The sequence below is a fragment of the Qipengyuania sp. CAU 1752 genome (assembly GCF_054482615.1).
Window position 1 is genome coordinate 905,273 of sequence record NZ_JBTLRE010000001.1, and the last position, 24,640, is coordinate 929,912.

The 24,640-nt window shown below is 63.3% G+C and carries 21 protein-coding genes and 1 riboswitch; of the genes, 11 read left to right on the forward strand and 10 right to left on the reverse strand.

Going from position 1 to position 24,640, the window contains the following annotated elements; genetic code table 11:
* The first annotated feature begins 8 nt into the window (after positions 1–8).
* Both ACXYL9_RS04340 and ACXYL9_RS04345 read left to right on the forward strand, forming a co-directional pair.
* A complete protein-coding gene (locus ACXYL9_RS04340; RefSeq protein WP_459038357.1) occupies positions 9–632 on the forward strand; it encodes a 6-phosphogluconolactonase in 624 nt (207 codons plus the stop codon).
* The gene (locus ACXYL9_RS04345; protein ID WP_459038358.1) at positions 620–1,114 is read left to right on the forward strand and encodes an NUDIX hydrolase; all 495 of its coding nucleotides are present in this window, start codon (positions 620–622) and stop codon (positions 1,112–1,114) included. Before ACXYL9_RS04340 ends, ACXYL9_RS04345 begins: the two co-directional genes overlap by 13 nt.
* On the opposite strand, the gene dinB is transcribed toward ACXYL9_RS04345, so the two are convergent.
* The gene (gene dinB / locus ACXYL9_RS04350) at positions 1,106–2,248 is read right to left on the reverse strand and encodes a DNA polymerase IV (RefSeq protein ID WP_459038359.1); all 1,143 of its coding nucleotides are present in this window, start codon (positions 2,246–2,248) and stop codon (positions 1,106–1,108) included. The genes ACXYL9_RS04345 and dinB overlap by 9 nt on opposite strands.
* A 115-nt stretch (positions 2,249–2,363) precedes the next feature.
* On the opposite strand from dinB, the gene ACXYL9_RS04355 reads away from it, so the two are divergent.
* Positions 2,364–3,623, forward strand: a complete 1,260-nt coding sequence (locus ACXYL9_RS04355) for a multidrug effflux MFS transporter (protein ID WP_459038360.1) — start codon at positions 2,364–2,366, stop codon at positions 3,621–3,623.
* On the opposite strand, the gene ACXYL9_RS04360 is transcribed toward ACXYL9_RS04355, so the two are convergent.
* The 6 genes from ACXYL9_RS04360 to crtY are packed head-to-tail and all read right to left on the reverse strand — an operon-like array spanning position 3,620 to position 11,493.
* Positions 3,620–5,173 carry an acyl-CoA carboxylase subunit beta gene (locus tag ACXYL9_RS04360; protein WP_459038361.1) on the reverse strand — a complete coding sequence of 518 codons (1,554 nt, stop codon included), beginning with the start codon at positions 5,171–5,173 and terminating at the stop codon, positions 3,620–3,622. The genes ACXYL9_RS04355 and ACXYL9_RS04360 overlap by 4 nt on opposite strands.
* On the reverse strand, positions 5,170–7,041 hold the full coding sequence (locus ACXYL9_RS04365) for an acetyl/propionyl/methylcrotonyl-CoA carboxylase subunit alpha (RefSeq protein ID WP_459038362.1): 1,872 nt from the start codon (positions 7,039–7,041) through the stop codon (positions 5,170–5,172). The genes ACXYL9_RS04360 and ACXYL9_RS04365 overlap by 4 nt, the downstream gene beginning before the upstream one ends.
* A 54-nt stretch (positions 7,042–7,095) precedes the next feature.
* Positions 7,096–8,184, reverse strand: a complete 1,089-nt coding sequence (locus ACXYL9_RS04370; RefSeq protein ID WP_459038363.1) for a phytoene/squalene synthase family protein — start codon at positions 8,182–8,184, stop codon at positions 7,096–7,098.
* Position 8,185: 1 nt separating this feature from the next.
* The gene (locus ACXYL9_RS04375) at positions 8,186–8,767 is read right to left on the reverse strand and encodes an LOG family protein (RefSeq protein WP_459038364.1); all 582 of its coding nucleotides are present in this window, start codon (positions 8,765–8,767) and stop codon (positions 8,186–8,188) included.
* Between the two features lie 22 nt (positions 8,768–8,789).
* Positions 8,790–10,295: a phytoene desaturase gene (locus tag ACXYL9_RS04380; RefSeq protein ID WP_459038365.1), complete on the reverse strand. Its 1,506-nt coding sequence runs from the start codon at positions 10,293–10,295 to the stop codon at positions 8,790–8,792.
* A gap of 22 nt (positions 10,296–10,317) precedes the next feature.
* A complete protein-coding gene (gene crtY / locus ACXYL9_RS04385; RefSeq protein WP_459038366.1) occupies positions 10,318–11,493 on the reverse strand; it encodes a lycopene beta-cyclase CrtY in 1,176 nt (391 codons plus the stop codon).
* A 100-nt stretch (positions 11,494–11,593) separates the two neighbouring features.
* Between crtY and ACXYL9_RS04390 the strand changes: the two genes are divergently transcribed.
* The gene (locus ACXYL9_RS04390) at positions 11,594–12,496 is read left to right on the forward strand and encodes a MipA/OmpV family protein (protein WP_459038367.1); all 903 of its coding nucleotides are present in this window, start codon (positions 11,594–11,596) and stop codon (positions 12,494–12,496) included.
* Positions 12,497–12,555: 59 nt separating this feature from the next.
* Here ACXYL9_RS04390 and ACXYL9_RS04395 read toward each other — a convergent pair whose 3' ends face one another.
* Positions 12,556–14,598, reverse strand: coding sequence for a S9 family peptidase (locus tag ACXYL9_RS04395; protein WP_459038368.1), 2,043 nt, complete (start codon positions 14,596–14,598; stop codon positions 12,556–12,558).
* A 94-nt stretch (positions 14,599–14,692) separates the two neighbouring features.
* Between ACXYL9_RS04395 and ACXYL9_RS04400 the strand changes: the two genes are divergently transcribed.
* The 4 genes from ACXYL9_RS04400 to ACXYL9_RS04415 all read left to right on the forward strand — a co-directional run bounded on the left by ACXYL9_RS04400 (position 14,693) and on the right by ACXYL9_RS04415 (position 19,365).
* Positions 14,693–15,979, forward strand: a complete 1,287-nt coding sequence (locus ACXYL9_RS04400; protein WP_459038369.1) for a metal-dependent hydrolase family protein — start codon at positions 14,693–14,695, stop codon at positions 15,977–15,979.
* Positions 15,946–16,887, forward strand: a complete 942-nt coding sequence (locus tag ACXYL9_RS04405; protein ID WP_459038370.1) for an MBL fold metallo-hydrolase — start codon at positions 15,946–15,948, stop codon at positions 16,885–16,887. Before ACXYL9_RS04400 ends, ACXYL9_RS04405 begins: the two co-directional genes overlap by 34 nt.
* A gap of 139 nt (positions 16,888–17,026) precedes the next feature.
* Complete coding sequence (locus ACXYL9_RS04410; protein WP_459038371.1) at positions 17,027–18,853, forward strand: DUF885 domain-containing protein; 1,827 nt, start codon at positions 17,027–17,029, stop codon at positions 18,851–18,853.
* 65 nt (positions 18,854–18,918) lie between these two features.
* Positions 18,919–19,365, forward strand: a complete 447-nt coding sequence (locus ACXYL9_RS04415; RefSeq protein WP_459038372.1) for a hotdog fold thioesterase — start codon at positions 18,919–18,921, stop codon at positions 19,363–19,365.
* Positions 19,366–19,378: 13 nt separating this feature from the next.
* On the opposite strand, the gene ACXYL9_RS04420 is transcribed toward ACXYL9_RS04415, so the two are convergent.
* Together ACXYL9_RS04420 and ACXYL9_RS04425 are read right to left on the reverse strand one after the other, a co-directional pair.
* Positions 19,379–20,497 (reverse strand): NAD(P)H-dependent flavin oxidoreductase, encoded by a 1,119-nt coding sequence (locus ACXYL9_RS04420; protein WP_459038373.1) that lies wholly within the window; start codon positions 20,495–20,497, stop codon positions 19,379–19,381.
* A 15-nt stretch (positions 20,498–20,512) separates the two neighbouring features.
* Positions 20,513–21,502, reverse strand: coding sequence for a glutathione S-transferase N-terminal domain-containing protein (locus ACXYL9_RS04425; protein ID WP_459038374.1), 990 nt, complete (start codon positions 21,500–21,502; stop codon positions 20,513–20,515).
* A gap of 196 nt (positions 21,503–21,698) precedes the next feature.
* Positions 21,699–21,805, forward strand: a riboswitch (TPP riboswitch).
* Between the two features lie 54 nt (positions 21,806–21,859).
* Between ACXYL9_RS04425 and ACXYL9_RS04430 the strand changes: the two genes are divergently transcribed.
* The 3 genes from ACXYL9_RS04430 to ACXYL9_RS04440 are packed head-to-tail and all read left to right on the forward strand — an operon-like array spanning position 21,860 to position 24,634.
* Complete coding sequence (locus ACXYL9_RS04430) at positions 21,860–22,267, forward strand: hypothetical protein (protein WP_459038375.1); 408 nt, start codon at positions 21,860–21,862, stop codon at positions 22,265–22,267.
* 31 nt (positions 22,268–22,298) lie between these two features.
* Positions 22,299–24,218 carry a phosphomethylpyrimidine synthase ThiC gene (thiC, locus tag ACXYL9_RS04435; protein ID WP_459038376.1) on the forward strand — a complete coding sequence of 640 codons (1,920 nt, stop codon included), beginning with the start codon at positions 22,299–22,301 and terminating at the stop codon, positions 24,216–24,218.
* Entirely contained in the window at positions 24,215–24,634 is a 420-nt protein-coding gene (locus ACXYL9_RS04440; protein ID WP_459038377.1) for a GFA family protein, read from the forward strand. Before thiC ends, ACXYL9_RS04440 begins: the two co-directional genes overlap by 4 nt.
* Positions 24,635–24,640 lie beyond the last annotated feature (6 nt).

Sequence of the window (24,640 nt, forward strand, 5' to 3'; positions counted from 1 at the left end):
GGCGCAACATGACCGATGTTGAAATGATCAACGGCGCCGATGCCACGGCTATCGCCGATTGGCTCGAAACCCATCTCTCCCGCGCCCTCAACGCAAGCGACGGTCCGGTGGCGATAACCATTCCCGGTGGCTCGACGCCGTTCCCGATCCTCGAACAACTGGTCACCCGCAGGCTCGACTGGAGCCGGATCGCGGTGTGGCCCAATGACGACCGCATCGTGCCCGAAGACCATGAGGCTTCGAACACCGGCAAGATGCGTCGCCTGTTCGAGCCTGCCGGAGCCGAGGTCGTGACCCTGACGATCATGGAGCAGGTGCCGTCCTTCGCGCTGACCTGGCTTGGAATGGGCGCGGACGGCCATATCGCATCGCTGTTCCCGAATACCGACCCACGCGCCGACGATGCCCAGCCGATACGCCAGATCACTCCCGATCCGCTGCCGGCCAACGCGCCGTTCGACCGGGTCACATTGACCATGCCCAGCCTGCTTGCCAGCGACACTATCCTGTTCACGCTCGGTGGATCGGCGGAGAAGCGAGAAGTGTTCGAACAGGCCGTCGTTGGCGGGAATGATTTGCCGGTTGCAAGGTTGCTCGCGTCGGCTAGTCAGCAGGTGACATGCTTCACCTGATCCCGGCTCCTCTCCACCGCGCCGCGCTGCCGCTGGCGCACCGCGTCCGCCATGTCTGGCGCCAACTCAGCAAGGCGCCGCTGGTAGGATGCGCAGTCATCATCAGCAATCTCGATGGCTCAATTCTGCTAGTTCGCCACAGCTACGGCCCCCCGAAATGGGCCTTGCCGGGCGGCGGAGTCGGCAGGCGGGAAGATCCCGAGGACGCCGCGCGCCGTGAAATCCGCGAGGAACTGGGCATTGAACTGGGTAAGCTGACCCGAGTGGCGACATTGCAAGACACATTGTCCAATTCGCCGCATGAAACACATCTGTTCGAAGCGGTGACGGACCAGCTTCCGCGCATCGACACGCGCGAGGTCGTCGAAGCACGCTTCTTCCCGCGCCATTCGCTGCCCCAGCCTCAGGGTGATGAAACACGCAAGCGGCTGGAGGCATGGTGGGCCGAACAGCGCGGCCTAGGCGCCGACGTTTCAGAATAGCGGCAACTGCCCGGTCTTGCGAAGGGTCCGCTCGGCCTCGCGTTCGGCGACCTCGGGCCCGTGTTCGAGATTGGACAGCGTCAGTCCCATCAGGCGGATCGGCAGTGCCAAGGGCAATTGTGCTTCGAGAAGCTCGCGGGCGATGGCGGCGAAGGCATCGCGTCCGTCTACCGGATGCGGCAGCGACTGGGCCCGGGTTGCGATACGGAAATCATTATATTTCAGTTTCAGCGTAACGGTCCGGCCGCGTGCCTTTGCACGTTCGATCCTTTCCCACACGATTTCGATGATACGTTCGAGCGTCTCGCGCAATTCGTCCGGTTCGTGCTGGTCCTGGTGGAAGGTGCGCTCTCCGCCAACCGATTTGCGGATCCGGTTGCTGCGTACCGGCCGCAGGTCAATCCCGCGCGCGGCACGGAAAAGATAGTCGCCGAAACTGCCGAAGTTCTGCCGCAGCCATTGCAGGTCACGGATTGCCAGGTCGGCCCCGGTCTCGATCCCCAGCCGGGCCATTTTCTCTGCACCTTTGGGGCCGACCCCATGAAAGCGCCGGATCGGCAGCGACTGGACGAAAGCAGCTCCTTCGCCGGGGCGGATGATACACATGCCGTCGGGCTTGTTTTGGTCGCTGGCGAGCTTTGCCAAGAACTTGTTGTAGCTCACTCCGGCGCTGGCGGTCAGCTGCGTCTCGGCGCGTATGCGCTTGCGGATGGCCTGCGCGGTGGCGGTGGCGCTGCCAAGGCCGCGCAGATCGTCCGTGACGTCAAGATAGGCCTCGTCGAGGCTCAACGGTTCGACCTGCGGTGTGTAGTCGTTGAATATAGCGCGGATCGCGCCCGAGGCTTCGCGATAGGCATCGAAGCGCGATTTGACGAATATCAGGTCAGGACACAGCCGCTTTGCCGTGACCGAGGGCATGGCGCTTTTGACCCCGAATGTGCGCGCTTCGTAGCTGGCCGCCGCCACCACGCCGCGCCCGCTCGACCCGCCGACCGCGACGGGTTTCCCCCGCAGTTCAGGATTGTCGCGCTGTTCGACACTGGCGAAGAAGGCGTCCATGTCGACATGGATGATCTTGCGCAGTCCCTGCGCTTCATCTTCCCCACCGTCGTCGTCATACCCGTCTTCGGCCATGTCGAGAGCAATAGGAGCGTTCGGACTGGAGCGGAACCTTTGCTTGGAGCGGCGCTATCATGCTGCATTGCAAAAACATCTGGCAAATGCATCTTGCCACGCGCAAGGAACTCTTATGTCAGCCGCTCCGCCCGACGCGAAACCTCTTGCCGAGCGCGCCCCACACCGCGCTCTGGGCGAGCGCGAATTGATCGTGCTGATGGCACTGTTGATGAGCTTGCAGGCCTTCGGGATCGACGCGATGCTACCCGCTCTGGGCCATATGGCGGACGAGATGGGGGCAGGCGGAAACGACCGGCAACTGGTGATCGGGGCCTATTTTCTCGGCGCCGGGGCGGGGGCATTCTTCCCAGGCTCCTTTGCCGATCGTTTCGGGCGGCGACCGATCCTGTTCCTGGGGCTGGCCTCCTATATCGTCCTTTCGCTTGCCTGCGCGCTGGCCAATGACTTCTGGCTGCTGGTCGGTTTGCGAGTGGTGCAGGGCGTCACTTGCGCCGGTCTCAGCGTTGTGCCTGCGGCAATCGTGCGCGATCACGTCGGCGGCGACCGGATGGCACGGATGATGAGCCTGATCATGATGATATTCCTGCTGGTGCCGATCCTGGCTCCGGCGGTTGGGCAGGGGATCATGATGGTGGCCGGCTGGCGGGCCATTTTTGGTGCGATGGCGGTCATGGGGCTGGGTGTGAGCCTGTGGGTATGGTGGCGCCTGCCCGAGACCTTGCAGGACGAGCACCGACAGGAAATCGATCCCATGACGATCCTGCGCAACATGGGGACCGCGCTCACCACCCGCGGCGCGATCGGCTATGTCATTGGCAGCGCGCTGGTGTTCGGGTCGCTGTTCGGCTTCCTCAATTCCAGCCAGCAATTGATTGGCGAAACCTTCGGGGCCGGTAATTATTTTGCCTTCATCTTCGGCGGCGCGGTGGTCGGCATGGTGGTGGCCAATTTCACCAATTCGCGCATCGTCGAACGGTTCGGCGCGCGGCGCGTCAGCCACACCGCATTGTTCGCCTTTATTGTGGTTGCACTGCTGCAATTGTGGAGCGCCAGTTCCACGCCGCAGAGCCTGATTGAATTCATCGTGCTGATGAGCCTTTCGATGGCCATGCTCGGCTTCATCGGCGCCAACTTCAGCTCGATCGCGATGCAGCCGTTCTTCCATATCGCCGGGGCCGCCAGCAGCGGACAGACCGCCGTGCGGATGAGCACCGGGGCGATCCTGGGCAGCACCATCGGCTATCTGTTTGACGGGACGGCGGTGCCGCTCGCCAGCGCGATGCTGGCCTGTGGCCTGCTGGCGCTCGCCGCCGTGCTATTCAGCGAACGAGGACGACTGTTCCGCCGCCCGAACGCCGGCAGCTCCCGCTAGTCCCCGGCGTCGAGCCGCCGCCACGCCAGCTCGGCAAATTCGCACAGCAGCGGACGAGTGTCCCGCGGGTCGATGATATCTTCGACATTGAAGCGTTCGGCGCTGCGGAAGGGCGAGGTGACCTTGTCGAGCCGGGCCTTGATCGCCTCCAGCTCGGCGGCCGGATCCTCGGCTGCTTCGAGTTCGGATTTGTAGGCCACCTCCAGCCCGCCGGCGATGGGCAGGCTGCCCCAGTCGCCGCTCGGCCAGCAATAGCGATACTGGAATGTCTCCGCATTGCTCATCGCGCTGCCGGCGATGCCATAGGCGCGGCGCATGACGATGCTGGCGAGTGGAACACTGGCCTTGTAGACCGCGTTCATCGCCTGAACGCCGTAACGAATTGTGCCTGCCATTTCTGCCTCGCGCCCGATCATGAAGCCGGGATTGTCGACCAGATGGACAATCGGCAGCCGGAACTTGTCTGCCAATTTGACGAAGCGTTCGACCTTCTCCGACGTCTTGGCTTCCCAGCTGCCGCCGAGGTAGGACGGGTCGCTTGCCAGCACTGCAACCGGACGGCCTTGGAGCCGGGCGAAGGCGGTGATCGCGGCGCGGCCCCATAGCCGCCCCATCTCGAACCCCGAATCAAGGTCAAAGATCATCTCCAGCGCGCGGCGCATGGAATAGACCTGCTTGGGATCGCGGGGGACCAGGTCGAGCAGGCGCTCGTCGCGCCGGTCAGCAGGATCGCGGGTCTCGGTATGCGGCGCTCGCTCGCCAACATGCGAAGGCAGGTAGGACAGGAAAGCGCGCGCGCTGGCGAAGGCGGCGGCCTCGTCCAGCACTTCGTCATCAACCACCCCGTTGCGGGTATGGATGCCGCTGCCGCCGAGGTTTTCCTTGGCTTCCTCGTGGCTGGCAGAGCCATCGCGGTAGATGTCGCCCATGGCCTCGACCACGGCCGGGCCGGCGGCGAAGATCTGGCTCAGACCCTTGACCATGACCGAGTAATGGCTGGCGACCGTGCGCGCCGCGCCGAGCCCTGCCGTAGGGCCGAGCGCAAGTGCCACCACCGGCACCGAGTCGAGGTTCTCGACCACGTCACCCCAGCCGGGGACGGCGGGGATATAGGTCGCGCCGATTTGCTCCAGCGTCTTGACCGAGCCGCCGCCGCCAGTGCCGTCGATCATGCGGATGATCGGCAGCTTGAGCTCGTGCGCCATGCGCTCGGCCTGAACCATCTTGCGGCTGATCCCGGCATCGGCTGCGCCGCCGCGAATGGTGAAATCGTCTGCCGTGGCGACGACCGGCCGGCCGTCTATCGTGGCTTTGCCAAACAGAAATGGGGCGGGGAGGATGCTTTCGAGGTCGCCGCTTTCGTCATAGCTGGCCTTGCCGGCAATTTTGCCAATTTCGCGGAATGAGCCTTCGTCCACCAGCGCCGCCAGTCGCGCGCGCGCATCCATCTTGCCCCTGCCACGCTGACGCGCGACCTTTTCCTCGCCGCCCATTTGCTCGGCAAGTTCCTCGCGCCGGCGCAGTTCGTCGAGTTCCTTTTGCCAGGTCACTCTTCGACCGGCTCCACCACGCACAGCACCGCCTCGACCTGCACCTGCCCGCCTTCGCCGGCATTGAGTTCGGTTACGATTCCGTCGAAGGGCGCGGTCAGCGCGTGTTCCATCTTCATCGCCTCGAGCACCATGAGGCGCTGTCCGGCAGTCACGGTGTCGCCTTGCGCCACGTCGACCGCGATGACCTTGCCCGGCATGGGGGCGAGGATTGCTCCGTCGCCTGCTGCTGCGACACCGGACCCGCGACTCGCGGTGGCGAATTCAAAGGCCTGCCCGTCGGTGAATACCAGCACACGATCACCCTCGAACACGCCGCTCGCAATAATGTCGCTATCCTCGCGACTGGCCTGTACGACCCGCGTTTCGCCCTTGAAGGAAATGCTCGCTCCCAGACGCGGGGGGGCGTTGAGGCGCAAGCCGATCGGTTGGTCGGTGAAGTCCTGCGTCGCCGCCATCAGGGCAAAATCCGATGCTGCCTGCCAAATAGCATCCGACGGCTGGGCTTCCGGAACCAGCGTATCCATCTTCCGGGCGATGAAACCGGTATCGAGATCGGCGGCGATGAAATCGGAATCGAGCAGGGCGCGAGCGATGAACCCCGCATTGGTGCGGACCGGCCAGACTTCGACATTCTCGGCAATGTCCGCGAGGAGCTCGATAGCCTCGTCGCGGTCATCGCCCCAGGCGACCAGCTTGGCGACCATCGGATCGTAGAAAGGCGAAATTGCGTCGCCCTCCTCAACCCCGGTCTCGATCCGGCCCTCCTCGCCGAGGTCGAAATGATCGAGCGATCCAGTGGAGGGAAGGAAATCGGTCGCCGGATCTTCGGCATAAAGCCGGGCTTCGATGGCGTGGCCTTCGATAAAGAGCTCGTCCTGCTTCAGCGGAATCGGCTCGCCGCTTGCCACGCGTAGCTGCCATTCGACCAGGTCGACACCGGTAATTTCCTCGGTCACGGGATGCTCCACCTGCAGGCGGGTGTTCATCTCCATGAAGAAAATGCGGTCGGCGCGCAGGCCTTCGCTGGCGTCGGCGATGAATTCGATGGTGCCTGCACCCTCGTAATCGACTGCCTTGGCGGCGCGTACGGCGGCGGCACAGATTTCTTCGCGGGTGGCCTCGTCCATGCCGGGGGCAGGGGCTTCCTCTATCACCTTCTGGTGGCGGCGCTGCAACGAGCAGTCGCGTTCGAACAGGTGGACGACGTTGCCATGGGAATCGCCAAACACCTGCACCTCGATATGGCGGGGCGAGGTGATCCACTTTTCCAGCAGCACTTCGTCATTGGAGAAGCTGGCCTTTGCCTCCCGCTTGCAAGATTGCAGGTCAGCTTCGAAATCCTCGGGCTTCTCGACCTTGCGCATTCCCTTGCCGCCGCCGCCCGCGACGGCCTTGATCAGCACCGGATAGCCGATCGCGTCGGCTTCTTTCTTGAGGCGCTCGACCGACTGGTCTTCGCCCAGATAGCCCGGCGTCACCGGCACACCTGCATCCATCATCAATTGCTTGGCCGCGTCCTTCAGCCCCATGGCGCGGATGCTGTCGGGCTTGGGGCCGACCCAGATCAGCCCGGCATCGAGCACGGCCTGTGCGAAGTCGGCGTTTTCCGAGAGGAAACCGTAGCCGGGGTGGATCGCCTCGGCGCCTGTCTCTTTCGCGGCGGCGATGATCTTTTCGCCGACGAGATAGCTCTCGGCGGCAGGCGAGGGGCCTATATGCACCGCCTCGTCGGCGGAGCGGACGTGCAGGGCCTTGGCATCGGCATCGGAATAGACCGCGACCGTGGCCACGCCCATTTCGCGTGCGGTGCGGATGATACGGCAGGCGATTTCGCCGCGATTGGCGATCAGGAGCTTGGAAATCATGGTGCGATGGCTAGGCGAGCGCGCGGCGCTCGGCAAGCCGTCACGAACGCGGCTCTATTCCTCGTCGGGCAGCGGCGTCATTGGCGGTTCGGCAATCTTGCCGCGCATCCGCACGTCGAGCAGGATGTCGCCGTAATTCCAGCTGGGCATATCGTCGGGCGGCAAAGGCTTGTTGCGCAAGGCCTCGAAGAATGCCGAGACGATCAGGCCCAGCTTGCGATAACGCGGAATTACCACGCGGCGATCCCAGGCGGCGCGACCTCGTGCATCGACCTCGTGCCCGATCTCGGTGTAGATATTGGCAGCGGCCAGCACTGCCCAGCGGCTGCGGAACGGGAGATTGGTCGTGCCCAGCTTCGCGGCCTGCGCATGGCGGTCCATCATTACCACCAGCCGGCGGGCGATATCGGATGCCTCGCCGCGATGGTGCGGCTTCATCAACTGGCCCGGCTCGATATCTTCCTCGGCCAGCCACTCGTGCGGGATGTAACAACGTCCGGCGGCATCGTCCTCGTCGAGATCGCGGGCGATATTGGCGAGCTGGAAAGCCAGGCCCAGATCGCAGGCGCGGGCCAGCGTTTCTCCATCATCCGCCGAAACCCCCATCACCCGAGCCATCATCACGCCGACCGCGCCGGCCACGTGGTAACAATAGCGGGCAAGATCGGCTTCTGTCCTTGGACGCCAGCCTTCCGCATCGAGTTCGAACCCGGCGATGACGTCTTCGGCCATTTCCATTGTCAGATGGCATTCCTTGGCCACCTGGCCGAAGGCATCGAAGGCAAGGTCAGCAGTGGGCTGGCCGTCTAGCGCGCGACGGGTGAGGACGCGGATCGCCTTGACCCGGTCGGTGAGATATTCCTGTTCGCGCAATTGGCCGCCCAGGTCCTGCCCGTCGGCAATATCGTCACACCGGCGACACCAGGCATAGAGCATCCAGACACGCTCTCGCGTGGCTTGGTCGAACAGCGAACTGGCCGAAGCGAAGCTTTTCGATCCTTCGGCAATCATCGCATAGCTGTTGGCTACAAGCCCCTCGCGGTCACGCCCGCCCCCCGCGCGCGGAACCGTCTCGCGCAGGATGAGAGAGGGAACAAGCCGACGCTCAGTGAACTTATGGATCGGCTGTCTTTTCTTGCTCACGTCAGAGATCTTCGGCCTTCATCCGGAAGATGGGGGTGTGCGGCTGATAACGCGCCATCTGGTCCAGCAGTTCCGGCAGACTTTCGGCAGCGATCAGGATATTCTGGTGCGCTGGCCGTACGAAACCGACCGAAGCCATGTGGGCGTTAAAGGCAATCAGGTCGTCGAAAAAGCCAAACGCGTTGAGCAGCCCGACCGGATTGGAATGGTATCCAAGCTGCGCCCAGCTCATCGCTTCCCACAATTCGTCCATCGTGCCGACCCCGCCAGGGATGGTGATGAAGCCGTCCGACAGGTCGGTAAATTGCTGCTTGCGCTCGTGCATGCCGGAAACGGTGTGGAGCTCGGTGCAGTCATTGTTGGCGACTTCGCTGCCCGCGAGCGCTTCCGGGATCACCCCGATGACCTCGCCTCCGGCGTCGAGCGCGCCGCTGGCGACCGCCCCCATCAGGCCCAGCCGGCCACCGCCATACACAACCCCGATGCCACGCTCGGCAAGACCGGCGCCAACGTCGCGGGCGAGTTCGATAAAACGCGGGTCCCGGGGCGTTGCGGAGCCGCAATACACAGCAAGTCTTTTCATGTGGCCCACGTATCGGCGCGCGTCAGGATGTCAAATCCTCGATCATCAGACCCGCTGTCGCCTTGGCGCTGCCGACTACGCCGGGGATGCCCGCGCCGGGATGGGTGCCGGCCCCGACAAGGTAGAAATTGTCGATCACGTCGTCGCGATTGTGCCCGCGGAAGAAGGCACTCTGCGTCAGCACCGGCTCGAGGCTGAAGGCGCTGCCCAGATGCGCGTTGAGATCGGTTGCGAAATCGCTCGGCGCGTAATGGAACTTGGTCACGATCCGGTCGTGGATATCGGGTATCAATCGTCGCCCCACCTCGTCGAGGATACGCTTTTCCAGTTCCGGCCCGACTTTGTCCCAGTCGATCTTGAGCTTGCCCATGTGGGCGACCGGGACCAGTGCGTAGAAGGTGCTCTTGCCAGGCGGGGCCATGCTCGGGTCGGTCACCGTCGGATGGTGCAGGTAGATGCTGAAATCCTCCGGTAACACGCCCTTGTCGTAAATGTCCTCCAGCAGTCCTTTGTAGCGGGGCCCGAACAGGATCATGTGGTGCGGGATGCCCGGCCAGGTGCCCTCGAGCCCGAAATGGACCACAAACAGCGACGGGCTGTAGCTCTTCTTTTTCAGCCGTTTGCCCATCCGCCAGCCGCGTTGGTCGCGGCCGAGCAGATCCTGGTAGGAATGGACGATATCGGCATTGCTGGCCACGGCATCGAAGGGCTGGAGCCAGCCGCTGGCAGTCTCGACCTCGCGTGCCCGGTCATCCTCGGTATGTACGCGCACTACCGGGTCGCCAACCTTCATCGTTCCGCCCAGGCGTTCGAAATGGCGGATCATGCCGGCAATCAGGCGGTTGGTGCCACCGCGCGTCCACCATACCCCGCCATCCATCTCGAGCTTGTGGATCAGCGCATAGATGCTGCTGGTCTTCATCGGGTTGCCACCCACCAGCAGCGTGTGAAAGCTCAGAGCCTCGCGCAGCTTCTCGCTTTCGACATAGCTCGATACCATCGAATAGACACTGCGCCACGCCTGCTTCTTGGCCAGTGCCGGAGCCGCCTTCATCATCGACTTGAAATCGAGGAACGGCACGGTGCCGAGCTTGACGTAGCCTTCTTCGTAGACACCGGCGGCGTATTCGAGGAAGCCCTGGTAGCCTGCCACGTCGGCCGGGTTGAGCTTCTCGATTTCCTTGTAGAGCGAGGCCTTGTCGTTCGAATAATCGAAATTGTGACCATCGGGCCAGTTGAGCCGGTAGAAGGGGCGCACTGGCATCAATTCGACATCGCGCTTCATGTCGTGGCCGGTCAGCGCCCACAATTCCTTAAGGCAGTCGGGGTCGGTCACCACCGTCGGTCCGGCATCGAAGGTGAAGCCGTCACGCTCCCAGAAATATGCCCGCCCGCCGGGCTTGTCGCGGCCCTCGATCACGGTGGTGGCGATGCCCGCGCTCTGCAGGCGGATGGCCAGCGCCAGTCCGCCGAAGCCGGCTCCGATGACGCAAGCGGTCTTGGCGTCTTTGTCTTGCGGAGAATTCATTGCAGTTACTGACTTTCGACGTTCAGCGGGCCACCAGTGGCGGCTGTTTGTTGGCGATGGCTGCGATCGCGCGCAGCACGGGAACGGGAGGCTTGCCGCTCAACACGCGCAGCTTGTCACCCAACGTCGAGCGACCGGCATAGAACCGTTCGATCAGTCCGCGGTCGAGACGATAGAACCGCTCGAACACCCGATAGCGTTCCCTAGGCGAAGCGGCACCGAACAGCATGCTGCCCAAAAGCCTGTAATATCCGGTCCGGTTCCAGTGCTGTCGCGCATGGTCGGCGAGCAGGGCGGCGAGCTGGTCGCCGGGCAGGTCGGCATTCTGCGCCACAAGCTGCGCGGTGCGGACCGCGAACGGCACGGTGTAGCTGGTCAGCGGATGCGCCAGCAGGGCGCCGGTACCGGCAGTGGCGACCCGGTCGAGGCCGGCATCACGGCGGTAGGCGCTGAAATCTCCGCCGGTAACCACAGGTAGCACGCCGGTCTCGCTGCCGATGATATCGCCTTCCCACCCTTGCTCGCCGGCATAGGCATCGAGCCGAGCCGACAGCGCCGAGCGGTCGAGCACAGGGGTGTCCTGATAATAGGTGTCCTCGATGAAGATGTCGCTTGCGCCCAGGGGCAGGACATAGACGAAGCGATAGCCGTGGGCCTGGTCGACACCGGCGTCCATGATCACCGGACGGGCGATCCCATGCGGAATGCGCGTGCGCATGTGCCGCCCCATGAAGACCTGCCACCCGCCGCGCACATGGGGCGAGGGGGTAAAGCCCCGGCAATCGATCACGCTGCGCGCATTGACGATCTCGCCGCTGCCAAGCGTCACGCTGTCATGGGTGCAATGCTGTGCATCTGCCCCGGTACGGATAGTCTGCGGGGCCAGTTCCCGACGCAAGGCGGCATCGAAATCATGCGAGGCGAGTGAAAAGTAGCGCGTGTCGAGCCGCCGCGTATGGCTTGGAAAAACCACGTCGTAGCCATCCCACCGGCTCTTGCGAAAGCTGGCCAGCAAGGCTTCGCCCTCGTTGTCGCAATCGCTGGCAAACCAGCTCCAGCGGTGGTTGCCGCCCAGTGCTTCACCGCCTTCGAGCAGGACCACCTGGCAATCGGGCCGCGATTGTCGCAGGGCCAGTGCGATCAGGCCACCCGATAGCCCGCCGCCCACGATTGCCACATCTGCCTTTCCCCCGCTCATCACCTGATCGCACTAGGGGGCGTGACGGCTGGCGGCAATCTCATTATCGGTTGTGATGCCGGGGCGAGGAACTTACGCCTTGAGCTGGAGTTGTAACGCCATGAACTTCCTTACATCCGGCGCCATGCGTCATGCCGCTCTCCCATTGCTTGTGCTTGCGGTAGCCCCGTTGGCTGCGCAGGATGTCGCCGACCCGGGGGCCGCGCCCGACCAGGCAGCGCCGGCGGGTGGCCCGCCCACGACAGTATTTGACGGCGATTTTCTGTCGATCGGTTTCGGCGCTGCTTTCGGTCCGAGCTACTCGGGGTCCGACGATTACGTCATCTTCCCCCTGCCGATCGTCCAGGCGAGTGTCGGAGGGATCGATATCAGTCCACGCCCGGCGGGCTTGGCAGTGGATTTCGTGCCCGATGCTGCCGAGGGCGTGTCGTTCGACTTCGGAATTGCCGGGCGGCTGCGCAGCGACCGCGCCGATATCAAGGGTATCAAGGACCCGGTGGTCGAGACCCTTGGCGAACTTGATCGCGCGATCGAAGTCGGCCCCACCGCCGGAATCAGTGTTCCGCAGGTGCTCAATCCATACGATAGCCTCAGCTTTAGCGTCGATGCGCTGTGGGATATCGCCGGCGCACACAGCGGGATGTCAGTGTCGCCGAGCGTGACCTACTTCACGCCGCTCAGCCGCGGCATCGCGGGATCGCTTTCGCTCGGCGCAAGCTTTGTCGACGATGATTTCGCCGACTATTATTACAGCATCACCCCGGCGCAGAGCCTCACCAGCGGGCTCCCGGCTTTCCAGGCCGATGGGGGGCTCAACAGCATCGGCGCCAACGTGTTCATGGCCTTCGACCTCAATGGCGATGTCACCGACGGCGGGTTTTCGCTGGTCGGGATTGGCGGCTATTCGAGGTTGCTGGGTGACGCCAAGAACACGCCCCTGACGGCGATGCGCGGCAGCGCCGACCAATGGCTTATCGGGGCGGGACTGGGCTACACCTTCTAAACAAGGCTATATTGCTCCCACGATAAAGGGCCCCGGAATTCCGGGGCCCTTGTCGTGTATCAGTCCTTGCTCTCTTCGGCCTTGTCGATCTTCAATTCGGGCCGTGCCGGCGGCATCTTGGCCTTGCGGTTCCCGGTCTTGAGATAGGTGTCGAACCATCGCAGCATCCGCAGATTGTAGTCATAGCGGCTGGCTGCCCGGCGGTTGCCATGCGGCTCGCCCGGATAGAGCACCATGCGTACCGGTGTTTCGGGCTTGCGCACCTTGATCGAACGATAGAGCTCGTAGCTCTGGCCCGGGTCGACCCGGGTGTCTTCCTGTCCGTGCATGATCAGGATCGGCGTCTCGGCCTTGTCGACATGGTAGACCGGCGACACGTCGAGCATCGCTTGCCAATCGTCCCACGGCCACTTGCGGCTGTGCACATTATACATCTCGTAAGGGATGTCGGTGGTGCCGAACTTGCTGATCTGGTTGGAAATACCGACAAACATCACCGCTGCGGCATATTCAGCCGAATCATGCGTCGCGCCCCAGGCGCTGGCATAGCCGCCATAAGAGCCGCCGGTGATCCCGGTGCGCTTGGGATCGGTAATACCCGCCTTGACCAGTTGTCGCTTGGCATCGACGATATCGGTGAACTCGGGGTCGGTGTATTTGCCCTGGTGCTGCTTCGAAAACGCCGTGCCGTAGGCGGTCGAACCGCGATAGTTCGGGTGAAACACGGCATAGCCTTTGCCGGCACCGACCTGGCCCGGCATAGAATAGGCGGTCAACCAGCCGTTCGAATAATGCGCCTCGGGACCGCCATGAACCATCATGATGGTCGGCGATCCGCCCTTGGCCGGACCACCCACGGGTTCGATCAGTATGCCTTCGACCTGCTGCCCGTCGCGCGCTGCATAGGTGATCGTGCGCTGCGTGCCGAAGTCGATTTCCGACAGCCACGGATTGTGCGAGGTCCAGCGGGTGAAGCTGTTGCCGTCGAGCGCAAATATTTCGCCCGGATGTGTCGGCGAATTGGCTTCGACAAAGATCTTGCCACCGCCGGTCTCGACATCGGTCAGGATCAGCGCGCCGGCATCGATTTCGCCCTTCACGCTGCCATCGGCGTTGTACATCCGCAGCAGAGACTGCGCGCCCTTGTGGATGATCGCCACCAGAGTGCCATCGGTCATCCATTCCGCATCGGTCGCAGCTTCGGCAGCCCCGGCGTTGAGCGCGCGATAGGTGCCGGTTGCAACGTCCACCAGGTGCAGTGTGGTGTCGGCCGGATCGTTCATGTCGACCCCCGCGATCATCGAAAGCTGGGCGCCATCGGGCGAGACCTCGACATCACCGAGCTTGCCTGGAGTTTCGACCACCTTCTTTACGGTGCCGGTCGCCAGGTCGATCACATGGACCCGCTTGGAGGTGTAATTGTCGTCGATATTGGGTGTCGGCGCGCTCTGGATGATGCCGGTCTTGCCATCGGGCGAGACGTCGAAGGCGCTGACATAACCGGGGATGGTTATCGCCAGTGGCGCGGCGTCGACATCGCTACCGACCCGGGCGGCAAACAGCCGGTTCAGCTTCGCTTCTTCTTCGTAAACGATGGCATCGAAGCCGGCCTTGTCTTCCTTCTTGCGAGCCTTGTCCGTTGCGGCGTCGACCAGCAGATACAGCGTCTGGCCATCGGGCGAGAAAGTGTAGGAAGCGACGTTCGTGTCCTTGATCTCGGCCAGCTTGCGCGGCGCGCCGCCATCAACCGGCACGCCCCACACGGCGCGCTTTTCGTCCTCGTCGGCCCACAGATAGGTGACCATCTGGCCGTCGGGCGAGAAACCGACCCGACCCGGGCTGATGTCGTCGGGCAGATAAGCGCGCCAGCTGTCGGGGCCCCAGGCGACCTTTAGTTCCTGCGTCGTGCTGCCGTCGTCCTCGCCCGCAGTCACGTCAGGCAAGCTGGCAGTGGTGTAGGCCACGCGGCTGCCATCGGGGGAGACGGCGAGCGTGCCGACGCTCTCCAGCCTGGCGACGTCTTCGGCCGTCATTGGACGCGCCATCGCGGCGGCAGGGGCAAGCAGGGCGGTGGCTAGAAGGGCGGTTTTCAGACTCTTCATCGGTCAGTCTTTCCTCTCGTTTGTGGTTTGGTTGTGGCGGGCTATAGCGGCTGTCACTTGAAGCGCAAATCATGCGCCATACGAGGGGATTGCCATGAAGAATACCGTCCGCAGCATTCGCATTGCCGCCATTGCCGTAGCGTCCATGCTGGCCGGTCCGGCCCTGGCCGATACCGTGATCATCCACGCCGGCTCGGTCGTTGCCGATGCCGATGGGACTGCCAGTGGTCCCGCCACCATCACTGTCACCGATGGCAAGGTCGTCAGCATCGCCGAAGGCTTCGCGCCCACGCCTGAAGGCGCGACCATGGTCCACCTGCCCGACCACACCGTACTGCCGGGGCTGGTCGACCTGCACACGCATTTGTCGGGCGACCCGAGCGGTGAGTTCTGGCGCGCCGCCACCACTCCGCCCGAGTGGTACGTGTTGCTTGCGGCGAAGAATGCGCGGGAGACGGCACAGGCGGGCTTCACCACCGTGCGCGACCTTGGCTCGCGGACCGACCAGGTCATGCAGATGCTGCGCCGTGCGACGGAGGAAGGCGTGATCCCGGGACCGCGCGTGGTCACTTCTGCACGCACGATCGCCATCGTTGGCGGCCATGGCGACACCAATGGTTTCCGGCGCGGCGTGGGTGAAATCCTTGCCAGCGACTTTACCTGCACCGGGCCGGTAGCTTGTGCCGAAATGGTCCGCACTGCGTCCAAATACGGCGCCGACCTGATCAAGATCACCGCCACTGGCGGGGTGCTGAGCCAGCAGGGCCGCGGGCTCGAGGCGCATTTCAGCGACCCCGAGATGAAGGCAATCGTCGATACCGCGACATCACTTGGCCTTAAAGTTGCCGCCCATGCCCATGGCGCGCGCGGGATCGAGGCGGCGGCACGCGCCGGTGTCCAGACGATTGAGCATGGCACCTATATCGATGAACAGGCGGCTCGCGTAATGCGCGAGAAGGGCACTATCCTGGTGCCCACACTGATGGCGTTCCAGGGCATCAAGGAAAACCTTGGCACCGGCTTCTACACCCCCGTGGTGGAGGACAAGGTGCGCGCCGTGGGACCGTTTGCCGAAAGTATTGTCGAGCGGGCGCGCAAATGGGGCGTCAAACTCGCCTTTGGCACCGATGCCGGGGTCTTTCCGCACGGGCAGAATGCCGGCGAACTGGCGCTGATGAAGAAGGGTGGGATGAGCGATCGCCAGGTGCTCGCCAGTGCGACGACGGTCGCGGCGCAGGTTCTCGGGCTGGAAAACGAGATCGGCCGCATCGCGCCCGGATTTTCGGCCGATATCATCGCGGTAAAGGGCAATCCCCTGACTGATGTGACCGTGCTCGAAAACGTCGATTGGGTGATGGTGCGCGGCCGGGTGGTCGAGTGATCCTCGCCGCGCTGGCGCTGGCCTCGATCACTCCCGCCGGCCACACGGTCTGCCAGCGCGAAATCATGGTATTGGGCACAGGCCAGGATGCCGGTGCACCGCAGGTCGGCAATATGCGCGACCGTGGGCCGCGCCTGTTGCCCAGTTCGCTGGCCTTGATCGATCGTGGGCAGGGTAGCCGCTACCTGTTCGATGCGACCCCTGCGATTACCGATCAGCTCGCCATGCTCGACGCCATCGAGCCGCCCCAACGGGGTTTGGGCATCGACGGCATCTTTCTGACCCACGCGCATATCGGGCACTATCTCGGTCTGGGTTGGCTTGGCCGCGAGGCCGCTGGAGCGCAGGAGGTGCCAGTCTTTGCCATGCCGCGCATGGCAGCTTTCCTGCGCGAAAATGGCCCGTGGAGCCAGTTGGTCGAATTGGGCAATATCACGATCGAGGAAATGGCCGCGAGCCAGTTCACCGTTGTGAGCGACAATTTCGGAGTGATGCCCATCCTCGTTCCTCATCGCGACGAGTATTCCGAGACGGTGGGCTTTTTCATCATGACACCGGACCGGACCGCGCTGTATCTGCCCGATCTCGATGATTGGGACGCTTTCGAAACCACGAGCGGCCAGAGCCTGGAGGAACTGGTGGCCGGCTTCGACCTGCTTTTCCTCGACGCTACCTTCTGGGACGATGGCGAGTTGGCGGGCCGTGACATGAGCGAGATACCGCATCCGCGCGTGGCCAAGGTGATGGATCGGCTGGCTGGCCTGCCCGCACAGGATCGCGCCAAGATCCATTTCATCCACATCAACCACACCAACCCGATCCGCGATTCCGATAGCGAGCAATCGCGCGAGGTCGCTCGACGCGGATTCAACATCGCCCGCCGCGGCGACCGGCACTGCCTGGGATAGCCGCTGGTCGATAAGCAGCGGCGTTTGGCCGATACAGGCTCCTGCAAGGTCGGGTCATCCATATGGCGTACTTGTCACGCGGCGGTATGTGTATTATCCGCCTAATACAGCATTCGATCAAACTGGGGACTTTTCCAACATGACCATTTTACGCAGCGTCTTGCTTGCCACGGCCGCACTCGCCTTGCCGGCCACTCCGGCCCTGGCCGATAACCATGGCGCAAAGCCTGCCGTCGAGGCGAAAAAGGACGCCGCGCAGACCGAGCGCGAGAAGCTGTTCGCCCTGTTTGCCGAAAGCGATGAGCGCAATCTCGAAATCAACCCGATTGCCCGGTTGTTTCGCGGTGACGACAAGGACGCCGACAGGCTCGGCGATTTCCTTACCGATGCGTTCTTCTATGCCAGCAAGCGCGACACCCAGCTCAACATGGCGCTGCTGGCGCAGATCGACCGCAGCAAGCTCGCCCCGCAGGACCAGCTCGCTTACGACGTATTCCTCTACAACCAGGAACAGTCGCTCAAGGGCAGCACCGACGAAATTCGTGCACTGACCGAAGTTCGCCCGGTCAACCACTTCAGCGGCTTTCACACCTTCTACCCCAATTTCGCCAGCGGCACCGGCGCGGCACCGTTCAAGACCCTTGCCAATTACGAGGACAACCTCAGCCGTCACGACGATTATATCGCGACCACCGACCGGGCCATCGACAAGTTCCGCGAAGGCATGGCCACCGGCGTGGTCGAGACCAAGCTGACCATCAAGAACGTGATCTCGCAGCTTGATACGCAGTTGGAAATCCCGGTCGCGGAATCGCAATTCATGGGACCGGTCGGCATGTTTCCGGAGGATTTCTCGGATGCAGACAAGACCCGGCTGACCGCAGCCTATGAAGCCAAGACGCGCGAAATCTACGCTGCTCACGAGCGGATGCGTAATTTCCTGCGCGACGAATATCTTGCCAATGCCCGCGAGAAAGTCGGCCTGAGCGCGATGAAGGGCGGCGAGAAGCTTTACAAGCAGATGATCGAGGAAACCACGACGCTGCCATTGGAAGCGGACACGATCCACAACCTCGGCCTGTCGGAAGTCGCGCGCATCAAGGGCGAGCTGGAAAAGCTGAAAGGCGAAGTCGGCTTCACCGGCACCTTGCAGGAATTTTTCGACCACGTCCGCACCGACGCGCAGTTCAAGCCTGCAAGCCGCGAAGCGCTGACGCAGAGCTATTACGATATCGGCAAGGACGTCGACAAGGTCATCGGCGACTACTTCTCGCTCGTTCCCAAGAGCGAATTGAAGATCGAGCCTTACGACCCCTCGATCGAGCAGTTCAGTGCGGGCGGGTCCTACCAGACCGGTACGCCCGACGGTTCGCGTCCGGGCACTTTCTATTTCAACGCCTATGACCTGCCCAGCCGCCTGACGACGGGCAATATGACGCTGTATCTGCACGAAGGCGCACCGGGCCACCATTTCCAGCTCAGCCTGGCGCAGGAGAACACCGATCTCCCGGCCTTCATGCGCTTTGGTGGGACCACCGCCTTTATCGAGGGCTGGGCGCTCTATGCGGAATCGCTCGGCTACGAGATGGGCTTCTTCGAAGATCCGTGGAACCGCTATGGCACGCTGCAGGACGAGCAATTGCGGGCGATGCGGCTGGTGGTCGATACCGGCCTTCATTCCAAGGGCTGGACCCGCGACCAGGCGGTCGATTTCATGCTCATGAACTCGGGCATGACGCGGACCGAGGTGGTGGCCGAGGTCGAACGCTATATCGCCATCCCCAGCCAGGCGCTGGCCTACAAGATCGGCGCGCTCAAGATCCAGGAGCTGCGGGCCAAGGCGCAAAAGGCGCTGGGCGGCAAATTCGACATCAAGGCCTTCCATGCGCAGGTGCTGGGCACGGGCGGACTGCCGCTGCCGGTGCTCGAATCCAAGATCGATCGTTGGATTGCCAGCCAGCGCTGATCGGCACTGAACATCATGCGCGGGAGGCATGGACACGCGTCCTGCCTCCCGCCATTGAGAGTCGCATGAGCAAGGACAACATTTGGTGGGGCGGCAAGGTGCCCGAGGTTGCTACGCTGGCGTCGGGCGGCGACGATTGCATGCACGGCCATCTCGGCGTCCAGTTCACCGAAGTCGGCCCCGACAGCGTGACCGCGCGTATGCCGGTCGATGCCCGCACCCGCCAGCCCTATGGCCGATTGCACGGCGGAGCCTCGGTCGCGCTCGCAGAGACCGTCGGATCGGTCGCCGCGTCGATGACGGTCGACCGTGAACGCTTCGCGACCGTTGGCATGGAGATCAACGCCAACCACATCCGCCCGGCCTATGACGGGTTTGTCCATGCCACCGCCACGCCGATCAATATCGGCCGCACAACGCAGATATGGTCGATCCGCATCGTTGACGACAATGGCAAGCTGGTGTGCATCTCGCGCCTGACGATGGCGGTCATCTCGCTCGACAGGAAATAGCGCGCGGTCCAGCCTATTCGAGCATTCCGATCATTCGCTCGTAGGCGGCGGCGAAGTCTTCCTTGAATTCCTGCACCACCTGTCCGGCACCGCGCTGGGTTTTGACCATGCCCACGCCCTGGCCGACAAAATAGGTCGCCAAGTCCTGCGCCGCGCGATTGCCGTTGACGCTGGCCTTGTCGATTGCGCGCAGCGTGGGTTCGGACAGCAGCATCATCAATGGCATGGGCAGGGCGGGTATCTCGGCCTCTTCCCATTTCTGGTGCCATTCGCTGCGCAACTGCCGCGAGTATTTGCCGGTCCGGTGCTTCGACCGGATGGTGTCGCGGCTGGAGGCGGCGATCATCTTTTCGCGGAAGACCTCGGTCGTTTCGGCTTCGCTGGTTGCCAGCCACACGCTGCCGCACCAGGCACCGTCCGCGCCCATCGCCATCATTCCCGCCATCTGCTTGCCGGTCATGATCCCGCCCGCAGCCAGTACCGGGATATCTGCGCCAGCCTCGGCGATGGCGTCGATCACTTCGGGGATCAGCACCACGGTGGAGACCTCGCCGCAATGCCCACCGCCTTCGCCGCCCTGCGCGACAATGATGTCCACACCCGCCTCGATCTGCTTCATCGCGTGTTCCTTGGCCCCAACCAGCGCCGCCACCGGAATGCCGCGCTGCTTGCCCGCGGCGATCATTTCGGGCGGAGCGGTGCCGAGCGCATTGGCGATCAGCCGCACCGGGTGATTGAAGCTGACTTCGAGCAACTCCTGGCCGAGTGAGGTGTTGGGCCGTTGTGATCCACCTTGCAGCTCCGCTCCCTGCTCGGCGATGCCGGCTTCGCGCAGGATTGCGCGGGTGAAATCGCGATAGCGCTCGGGAATCTGGGCGATGATCTGGTCGGCGGTGATGTCCATCTCCACCGCCTGCACCTCGGGGATCAGCACATCGACGCCGTAGGGTCTGCCCTCTACGTGATCATCGATCCAGGTGAGCTCCTGCTCGAGCTGCTCGGGCGTTGAACTGACCGCCCCGACCACCCCGAAACCGCCGGCACGGCTAACCGCGGCAACCACGTCGCGGCAATGCGAAAAGGCAAACAGCGGGAATTCGCATCCCACCATCTCGGTCATGCGGAAGGCCATACTTGTGTCTCTTTCCTAGGTTTCGAGGGCTTTGCGCCAGCTATCGCCGGCCCATCCGGAGACGCGCGCCCTGCCGTCTTCAGACAGCGCCATGTAGCGGCCGCGCAAATCGGCGAGGCACTTGGCCTGGTATTTGAACACCGGTTGCGAAAACGTGTGTCCCAACGCCTCGAAGCGAAGCATGTCTTCTCCGGCATTCAACGCCGCCTGGTTTCCGACGAGAAAGGAGGCGTAGACCGCACCTGCGACCTGCGCGATCCGCAGCGCCGCAGCTGAGGGCTCGTTGGCCCACTCGCCCGTGTGTCCCGACAGATCTTCGAGATGGGCGAGCCAGCGGTAGGTATAGGGGTAGTGTTCCCGCATCATGGATTGCGGGGTCGGGTCGGTGGCAAGCTGTGAGAGTTGGCCGAGCAGGCCGAATTCTGCAAGACTGGGACGGCTGCCGAACAGGAAGAAACTCTCGGTCACATGGGATTCGAGCGACTGCAGCACCACGTGAGTGGATGCCTCGATCAGCGGAAAGTTATCCCTCGTGCAGCCGACCAGCCCCATCCGTCCGACCTGTCGCTCGCGAAACGCTTTGGCTGCGGCCTGGCTGGCCGCGAGCCCGCCGCCGTGCGTCCGGTCGAAGGCGAGCCAACGGCTCATCTGCACCTGGTCGACCTCGGCCAGCCAGCGCCAGCCGAACATGGCCTTGGTCAGCCATTCGTCGGCGAAGTCCTCGATCAGATGCGCGAGGAATGCAATCGCCGGGTCCGGCGGCACGACGCCACGTTCCTGATGCAATTCCTCCAGTTCGTACACCAGAGGGGTGGAATCGTTGGCGAAATGCCCGTCGGGAAATTCGAGCACCGGGATGACCGGGGCGCGGACTTTGGCGAGAGCGTCCTGCACGCTTACCCCATCGTGCCAGATGAAGGGCAGCCAGCGGTAGCGCAACAGGCTGCGCATCTTCATCGAATAGGGCGAGGCAAGCGCGCCGTAGAGCCGGTACATTCGGGCCATCAGCAACCAGCCTGCCGGCCAGGTTCGACCGGTATGACGCCGCAGTTTTTCTGGGCAGCAACTCCCATGAAAATCTCCTCTCCGGCAGGAAAGGTTGCATAGCGAGACGAGACTGTCACGCCGCAATATCGGTTGGTGGTTCGAGGCAGTGGGTGGTCGAGGGGTCTGGACCGGACACGCCGATCCCCCTATGCTCGCATCATCCCCGGGGAGCCGCTTGGCTGAGAGGTGGGTATAGCACCCCACGACCCGTTGAACCTGAACCGGTTAGCACCGGCGGAGGGAAGGGGCGGCCGCCGTGCGATATCCGCCAGTTTCCCTCACTTGTGCGACCGTGCGCTTGAGAGGAGGCCGGGCATGGCCAATTTTTCCGATACACCAGCCTGGATAGCCCTGTTCGTCGGCCTTTATTCTCTGGCCGCAGGCGTTGGCGAACTGCGTAATCCGGGCATGTGGGCCAAGATGGTCGACGATATCGAACGCAGTCCCGCGCTGCTATTCCTGACCGGCATGTATTGTCTCGCAATTGGCGCTGCCATCTATCTCGTCACACCGTGGCGCGAGGGCGACTGGCTCAGCGTCCTCATATCGGTGATGGGTGGCTTCATGGTGGCCGAGGGGCTTGTATTCCTGGCCGCGGGCAAGCGCTTTATCGGCATGTGGAAGGGAGTGCTTTCCTCCCGCATGAACCTGTGGGCCGGCATCGCGGTCCTGCTCGGCGCCGCCATCCTCTTTGTCGCGCTCTCGCGTCTCAATACCATCTGATCCTAACCTTTCTATAAGGACAATCCTCCCCATGGCAGACATCGATTCCCAGCTCGAAATCCCCAACTCGGGCGAAAACATAGCCGTCACCACCGGGCCTATCCGTGGCTCGAAGAAAATCCATGTCGGTGCCCGCACCGGCACCGGCGTGCGCGTGGCGATGCGCGAGATCCAGCTCGAAGGGGGCGAGGACCCCGTGCGTGTCTACGACACTTCCGGACCCTATACCGACCCGAGCGCCAGCATCGATATCCAGTCCGGCCTGCCGCAATTGCGGCGCGAGTGGATCATGTCTCGCGGCGATGTCGAGGCTTACGATGGTCGCGAGATCAAGCCCGAGGACAATGGCCAGCTCGGCCCAGATCGTTCGGGCGGCGTGCCCGCTTTTCCCAACGTAGTGAAACGCCCACTGCGGGCAAAGCCCGGCCAGAACGTCAGCCAGATGCACTATGCCCGCCGCGGCATCATAACGCCGGAAATGGAGTATGTGGCCGAGCGTGAGAACGTTGGCCGCGCAGCGCTGGCCAGCAAGCCCGAGGGGCAGCATTGGGGCGCCGCAATCCCGCTCGAGATCACGCCCGAATTCGTCCGCGACGAAGTCGCAAGGGGCCGGGCGATCATCCCCAGCAACATCAACCACCCCGAAAGCGAGCCGATGGCGATCGGGCGCAACTTCCTGGTCAAGATCAACGCCAATATCGGCAACAGCGCGGTCGCGTCCGATGTCGCCGCAGAAGTCGACAAGATGGTCTGGTCGATCCGCTGGGGCGCTGACACGGTCATGGACCTCAGCACCGGCCGCAACATCCACGACACCCGCGAATGGATCATCCGCAACAGCCCCGTGCCGATCGGTACAGTACCGATCTACCAGGCGCTGGAAAAGGTCGGCGGCGTGGCCGAGGACCTGACCTGGGAAGTGTTCCGCGATACGCTGATCGAGCAGGCCGAGCAGGGGGTGGACTACTTCACCATCCACGCCGGCGTGCGCCTGCCTTACGTGCCGATGGCGGCCAAGCGCGTCACCGGCATTGTCAGCCGCGGCGGTTCGATCATGGCGAAATGGTGCCTCGCGCATCACAAGGAGAGCTTCCTGTACGAGAGGTTCGACGAGATCACCGAGATCATGAAGGCCTATGATGTCGCCTATTCGCTGGGTGACGGCCTGCGCCCCGGCAGCATCGCCGATGCCAACGACGAGGCGCAGTTTGCCGAACTCTACACGCTGGGCGAACTGACCCACCGCGCATGGAAGTCCGACGTCCAGGTGATGATCGAAGGCCCCGGCCACGTGCCGATGCACAAGATCAAGGAGAACATGGACAAGCAGCTCGAGGTCTGCGGCGAAGCGCCGTTCTACACGCTCGGGCCGCTCGTCACCGATATTGCGCCCGGCTATGACCACATCACCAGCGGCATCGGCGCAGCGCAGATCGGCTGGTACGGCACTGCCATGCTTTGCTACGTCACGCCCAAGGAACACCTCGGCCTGCCCGACCGCGACGATGTGAAGGTCGGCGTGATCACCTACAAGCTGGCCGCCCACGCGGCGGATTTGGCCAAGGGCCACCCGGCGGCGCAGGTGCGCGACGACGCGCTGTCAAAGGCGCGCTTCGAATTCCGCTGGCGTGACCAGTTCAACCTCAGCCTCGACCCCGAAACGGCCGAGCAATATCATGACCAGACGCTGCCCGCAGAAGGCGCCAAGACCGCGCATTTCTGCTCCATGTGCGGGCCCAAGTTCTGCAGCATGAAGATCAGCCAGGAAGTGCGTGACTTCGCGAGCAAGCAGAACCAGAGCGCCGAAGGCTTCATCGCTGCCGAGAAGCTCGGCGCCGATACCGCCGAAGCCAGCCGCAAGGCCGCCGAGGAAGGGATGCGCGAGATGAGCAGGGTTTATAAGGAAAAGGGCGACAAGCTCTATCTTCCCGAAGAGGAGGCTCAAGAGTGAGCGACGAGACGGGCAAGGAGCAGCACGGAAGCTGCCTGTGCGAGTCGGTGCGCTACACGGTGACCGCCGCGCCCGTTGCGGCGATGGCATGTCATTGCAGCCATTGCCAGAAGCAGACCGGCAGCGCTTTCTCGACCATTGCCGGCGTGCCGGAGGCGGCATTCTCGCTCGAGGGCGAGGCCGCGACCTATGTCGATCACGGCGACAGCGGCAACACGGTGGAGCGCAGCTTCTGCCTGCAATGCGGTTCGCCGCTATTCACCCGCGCCGAGGCCGCTCCCGGCCTGGTCTGGATCAAGACCGGCACGCTCGACAATCCCGATGCCTTCGCACCCTCCATGCATATCTGGTGCAAGAGCAAGCAGCACTGGCTCGAACCGGGCGCGCTCCCGGCCTTCGATGTGATGCCGGGGTAGGCCTGA

Coding starts and splice junctions, on each gene's coding strand:
- ACXYL9_RS04420 (WP_459038373.1), bottom strand. CDS start 20,497: ATGGCCTTCCGCATGACCGAGATGGTGGGATGCGAATTCCCGCTGTTT.
- ACXYL9_RS04355 (WP_459038360.1), top strand. CDS start 2,364: ATGTCAGCCGCTCCGCCCGACGCGAAACCTCTTGCCGAGCGCGCCCCA.
- ACXYL9_RS04390 (WP_459038367.1), top strand. CDS start 11,594: ATGAACTTCCTTACATCCGGCGCCATGCGTCATGCCGCTCTCCCATTG.
- ACXYL9_RS04430 (WP_459038375.1), top strand. CDS start 21,860: ATGGCCAATTTTTCCGATACACCAGCCTGGATAGCCCTGTTCGTCGGC.
- thiC (WP_459038376.1), top strand. CDS start 22,299: ATGGCAGACATCGATTCCCAGCTCGAAATCCCCAACTCGGGCGAAAAC.
- ACXYL9_RS04395 (WP_459038368.1), bottom strand. CDS start 14,598: ATGAAGAGTCTGAAAACCGCCCTTCTAGCCACCGCCCTGCTTGCCCCT.
- ACXYL9_RS04340 (WP_459038357.1), top strand. CDS start 9: ATGACCGATGTTGAAATGATCAACGGCGCCGATGCCACGGCTATCGCC.
- ACXYL9_RS04425 (WP_459038374.1), bottom strand. CDS start 21,502: ATGGCCCGAATGTACCGGCTCTACGGCGCGCTTGCCTCGCCCTATTCG.
- ACXYL9_RS04375 (WP_459038364.1), bottom strand. CDS start 8,767: ATGAAAAGACTTGCTGTGTATTGCGGCTCCGCAACGCCCCGGGACCCG.
- ACXYL9_RS04400 (WP_459038369.1), top strand. CDS start 14,693: ATGAAGAATACCGTCCGCAGCATTCGCATTGCCGCCATTGCCGTAGCG.
- ACXYL9_RS04410 (WP_459038371.1), top strand. CDS start 17,027: ATGACCATTTTACGCAGCGTCTTGCTTGCCACGGCCGCACTCGCCTTG.
- crtY (WP_459038366.1), bottom strand. CDS start 11,493: ATGAGCGGGGGAAAGGCAGATGTGGCAATCGTGGGCGGCGGGCTATCG.
- ACXYL9_RS04415 (WP_459038372.1), top strand. CDS start 18,919: ATGAGCAAGGACAACATTTGGTGGGGCGGCAAGGTGCCCGAGGTTGCT.
- ACXYL9_RS04365 (WP_459038362.1), bottom strand. CDS start 7,041: ATGATTTCCAAGCTCCTGATCGCCAATCGCGGCGAAATCGCCTGCCGT.
- ACXYL9_RS04380 (WP_459038365.1), bottom strand. CDS start 10,295: ATGAATTCTCCGCAAGACAAAGACGCCAAGACCGCTTGCGTCATCGGA.
- ACXYL9_RS04345 (WP_459038358.1), top strand. CDS start 620: ATGCTTCACCTGATCCCGGCTCCTCTCCACCGCGCCGCGCTGCCGCTG.
- dinB (WP_459038359.1), bottom strand. CDS start 2,248: ATGGCCGAAGACGGGTATGACGACGACGGTGGGGAAGATGAAGCGCAG.